Here is a 4,866-nt window from a genome sequence, read left to right on the forward strand (position 1 = left end):
TGGCAACGGTTCGAGAGTTGCTACGCCAAGCGATATCATGAAGTCAGCGCTGGAACGGGGGAGAGAGTCACTCGACGAGGTAAGGGGCCTGACCGAGTATCAAGACCAAAAAGCAACCCGCCTCTTGATAATCACCACTTTTCTCAGCGCGCTTTCGGGAGCGCTGTTCGGACGTTTCAATCAAGCGTATCCACTGCCCGACCTGAGCCTACAGACCATCTTGGATTGGCGAACGCTGCTGATAGCGGCGAGTTATCTTGCGTTCTCCTTGTTTCTTCTGAGTGCGGTCGGTGGGGCGCTTGTTATCTTTCACGCTACCCGCACGCGTTTCAAGTTTCCCGATCCTGACCCCAGCAATCCAAAGCGCGAACTAGCCGAGCCAAAATCTCACCTCTTCTTTCCGGCTATAATATCAGTCCGGCCATCGGCATGGGCTGAATCGTTCGTAGCCAAAGCGCCCTCGTCAGATTCACTTCAACCTAGAGATGATTTATCGATACGTTACCTGCGCAACTATATCGGCGAGAGTTACCTCATTGCTGCGAAGGTAGCCGACAAAGTGCGTTACCTAGAACCGGCGCAAGACATCCTTGCATTCGCTCTACGAAGTCTATTTTTCTGGTTGATTCTCCTTGGGCTTGTGAATGTCTTCGTAGCGCCAGCGCCGCGACCGGACACGGCGGCTTCAGTGGTCGACAATGTTCCGTCGACTACGCCTGACAAACACGAGACAGAGGAGCAATCAGCGCCCCCGTTTCAAGTACCTGACCGCAACGGCTCAACCGATCCAGTAGTGGAGAATGAGGACGCCCCGCAGTGAACGGTCCACCGGCAAATTCCAATGTGTTGTTCGCCGATGCAGACAACACGCTCTGGGATACCGATCGCGTTTTCGCCTGCGCACAACTCTCGTTACTTGAGGCGGTGGAGGCGGCCGTTTCCAGGCAGGCCCACGTTCAGGATAGACTGGGTTTCGTCAGGGTGCTTGATCAGATGCTTGCTGAGCGTCACCACGCCGGTCTGCGGTATCCACCGCGCTTGTTGGCGCGCACCATTGGCCTCGTCTTGAGTGGCATACAGCCAGACCGGGCTGTGCGGCTAGCTTGGGCCGGTGCACGTGATCAGGAACAACTGTTGGAGTCACAGGCAGAATCCATCGAAACGTCATTCATATCTGCCATAGGCAGTCTACCCGCACTTCGGCCTGGGGTAGCTGAGGGGCTTAGTATCCTCCATGCGGGGGGTTGCCTCGTTATCATCGTTACAGAGGGTCACAGGGAAAAGATTGCTCAAACCGCTTCTGCACATGACCTTAACAAGTATATTGATCGCATTATAGAGGCACCTAAGCACCCGCGGTTGTTTGAGCGAATTCAACTGCTGAAAGGATTGCCGTCTCGCGGATACATGGTGGGCGATCAGCTTGAGCGTGACATCCGCCCTGCGAAGGAAGCGGGCCTTACAACAATCTATTTCCCTGGCGGCTTTAAGCCCCGTTGGGAGACTGATCCCGAACTAGCGCAACCCGACTATCAAATCTCAAGTTTCGCTGAGATACCGACAATCGTGCTTGGTACCGTGTCCTCCACTCAGCCGAGGGGATCGAGGGGATAAAGCGAAATTCGCACCAGCCGCCCGGCCACGTCCGATGCGACTCGTCGTCGATCCACGGCGCGAACGAGTCACGATGCCCGCGCAGGGCACGCCTTGAAGAATTGATTCTTCCTGGTCAGAGAAGGAGCGAACCAGAAACAACGGCATCGCTCCCACTTCGCTAACCAACGTAGTCTCTTAAAGGTGCCCATGCATGGAACGCGCCTTATGGATGACACCAAAAAAGTGCGAACAGACGCTCAGTGCGGCCACGGGTGCGCCGACGCACCCGTGGAATTTTGTGCGCCGACATGTAGGCACGAGATGGTCGCGGTACAGCCAGGCTGCCGTGGCAGCCCGGCCGTGAGTAGCCGCCCCAGCCAAGCAACCCGTTGCAGCACCTCGATATAGTGCCAAGCGTTGCCACCGCGTTAGGAGACTTAGGACGATTTGTGATAGCGCTGGGAAACTTGGCTTGTGAGTATGACACGGGCGATTCGAAAAATGGCGGGGCAAATGGCGGGGCTGAGGGGCTCTACAGTTAAATCTTGGGTCCAATATCGCTGCGAGCGGAAGACGCGTTACGACATGATGACGCGTCTCGAGCGCGACAGCGCTATTATCGCAAAGGAAGAAAGCGGCGCCGCCTGGGCTATCGAGGGCGACAAGTTCGAGGAACGCGTGCTCGCACGTGTTCGCGCCGAGCAGTCGCTGCTCGCGCCAGCGCCCGACCAGGACAGGCTTGGCCAGGTCGAGACCATTGCGTTCCTGCGCGGAAAGACCAGCCAGAACGTCGCAACTCAGTTGGGGCTCGAGCAGGGACCATCCTTTCGTGCCGAACTCGATCTGCCCGATAACATCCTGATCAACCGTTCCTACGCCGACCTAGTGTTTCGTGACGCGCGGCCCGACGGCACCGTCTTCCGTATCGTCGATATCAAGGCGACCAGGAACTCGACGCCATTTCACAAGACGCAAGTTGCTTTCTATGCGAGGCTGCTCCAAGGCATGCTCGCCGATCTCGGCGTCGACGCAAAAGTCGATCCGACCGGCGCTGTTTGGCATATTCGCAACGGCACGCGGATCATCGATGGCCTGACCGAACCAGCCCTTTTTCCGCTGAAACCTTATCTCCGGCTGGTGGACGAATTCCTGCGCCGCGATGTGCCGCGCATCGCCGCGAAAAGAGTCAGCGCCGGTTTCGACGAGACTTTCTTCCACATCTATTTCAAGTGCGAACAATGCGACTATCTCGGACATTGCCGCAAATCGATTGAGCACGCCGATCCTGCTGCCGACGATGTCTCCGCGGTTCCCGGTGTCTCGCACGAGGGAAAGCTGGCCCTGCGCGCCCGCGGCCTTCGCACAGTTGGCCAATTGGCGGCCGCCGCCGGCATCGGAGCCAACGGCCCGACGAGTTGGTCGCTACAGCGCCGTAGCGATACGATCATCGCACGCGCAGGAGCGATCCTAGCTGGTGAAGTCCGCCGACTGCCCGATGTGATGAGCTACCTTATGCCGCCGCGGATCGACCGCGCCTTTTACCTGCTTGCTGACCATGATGCGGTTGAGGAGAACCTCGTCACGCTCGCATATACCCGCCGCGGCGGTGAGCCCCAGTCGATCGTGCGGGTAATTGACCGGAGCAGTGGCGAGGCTGAGCGTCAGGCGCTACTCGACGTCTTTGGCGGTCTGATCAATGACCTCGCCGATGTCGATGCGCACAATACCGCGGCCGATTCCGATGATCAGATCCAGGCACACATCTTCATCTACGAGCCAGCCGAGGCAAAAGCGATTCAGGCGGCGATCGGTCGGCATTTGAACGACCCGCTGATTCGATCTGGGTTGCTGCACGCGGTGCGTCTGTTTCCGCCTGACGATGTCGTGCCGGAGCCTGAGTTCAAGGGCGCGCATCATCTGCCGGCGACTGCGGTCCGATCGGTGATCGAGCAGCTTTACGCGCTACCTTCCAAGGTCTCCTACGACCTGCGACAAGTGTCCGAAAGCCTGTATAGAGCTGGACGGATCGACACCGCTTATCAGCCGACCGGGCCCTTCCGCCGCGATTTCTCCTCCTTACTAGCGATGGACGTAATCCGATCACTTCGTGAAGGCCGGCGCGACGCCATCCGAGCCGAGCAGGTCGAGCTGGATGTGCGAGAACGGCTGGAGGCCACCGCTGACTTGGTAGACTGGCTGACACACGAGAATGCGGCCGCCGCCCAGCCGTTTCTGCGGCTCAACAAGCAGCCTTTCCGCTTCCAGTCGACGCTCAACCCGCTCAACGCCGCCGATCTTGACCTGTTGCATGCCTATGAACTGCTGGATTCACGTAGCGCACTCCTCGAGACACTTGTCCGGCTGGCCCAGCCGGCGCGCGTTCGCCAGCAACGCAGCGAGTGCCTTGCCGGTCTGACACTCGAAAGCGAAGGCCGGCATCCCGATGGCCGGCGTTGGCTTCGCTTCTCTATCCCACCCGAAAGTCGGGACGCTGAAATCTCACCAGATGATATCGGCCTCATCTTGACGGACGACGATCCTGATCTTCGGCTTAACCCGGCCATTTGGCGAGCGCTCGAGATTCGCTTCAACTATGGCGATTATGGATCATTGTTTGTTAGCATGTCGGCCAAGCAATATGACTCCTCTATGATGGCGAGCCTGCGGCGCAAGACGGGTCTTAAAGGCTGGTGCATCGACAAGACCCACCGGGACATCAACGGCCCGCGAATCCAGAATTATCTGCTCAAACTGGGCAGCGGAAGCCAGCCATGAGCGCCGATGCCATCCTCCGCTTTCTGCGTGATCCGCTCGATTTCGCGAGCGATCCGGTCGATGCCGACATCTGGGAAGCGGGCTTCGAGGACGTTGCACAGCAGCTGACCGAAGCGGCCGGCCAACCCCTCCGCCGCGCGCAGATCGAGGCATGGCATGGGCTTTCGACCGCCCGCGCCGGACTTATTCTAGGCCCGCCCGGCACCGGCAAGACCCATGCGCTGGCCTGGATGGCGGCCGGCTATATCGAGGCCCGGCGCCGTGCTGGCTCGCCATGTCGCATTCTTGTCTCCGCCTTCACTCGAAATGCCATCATCAACCTGGTCGATGCGATCGCGAAGCGCTGCCTGCAATTGGAAGCACCGCCCCGCATTGCCTTTGTCGGACGCGAACCTTCGATACCCTTGGCGGCGGGGGTCGAGCATCTCGAAGTGGACAACGCCGCTGACCTGTTAACCGAAGACTATGCGGTGATGGGCACGACAGTATGGGGGC

The 4,866-nt window shown here is 58.9% G+C and carries 3 protein-coding genes; all 3 read left to right on the top strand.

The annotated features are described in order from the left end of the window. Positions 1-820: hypothetical protein (locus EN780_RS27530; protein WP_210215055.1), on the top strand; the 820-nt coding region annotated here is incomplete at its 5' end. A gap of 1,361 nt (positions 821-2,181) precedes the next feature. Next, positions 2,182-4,371 (top strand): hypothetical protein, encoded by a 2,190-nt coding sequence (locus EN780_RS27540; protein ID WP_128275875.1) that lies wholly within the window; start codon positions 2,182-2,184, stop codon positions 4,369-4,371. Further along, on the top strand, positions 4,368-4,866 hold a 499-nt coding region (locus EN780_RS27545; RefSeq protein ID WP_145971004.1), incomplete at its 3' end, for an AAA domain-containing protein. The genes EN780_RS27540 and EN780_RS27545, both read left to right, overlap by 4 nt.

The organism is Mesorhizobium sp. M4B.F.Ca.ET.089.01.1.1, assembly GCF_004022605.1.
GTDB classification, from domain to species: Bacteria; Pseudomonadota; Alphaproteobacteria; order Rhizobiales; family Rhizobiaceae; genus Mesorhizobium; species Mesorhizobium abyssinicae.

Coding starts and splice junctions, on each gene's coding strand:
- EN780_RS27540 (WP_128275875.1), top strand. CDS start 2,182: ATGATGACGCGTCTCGAGCGCGACAGCGCTATTATCGCAAAGGAAGAA.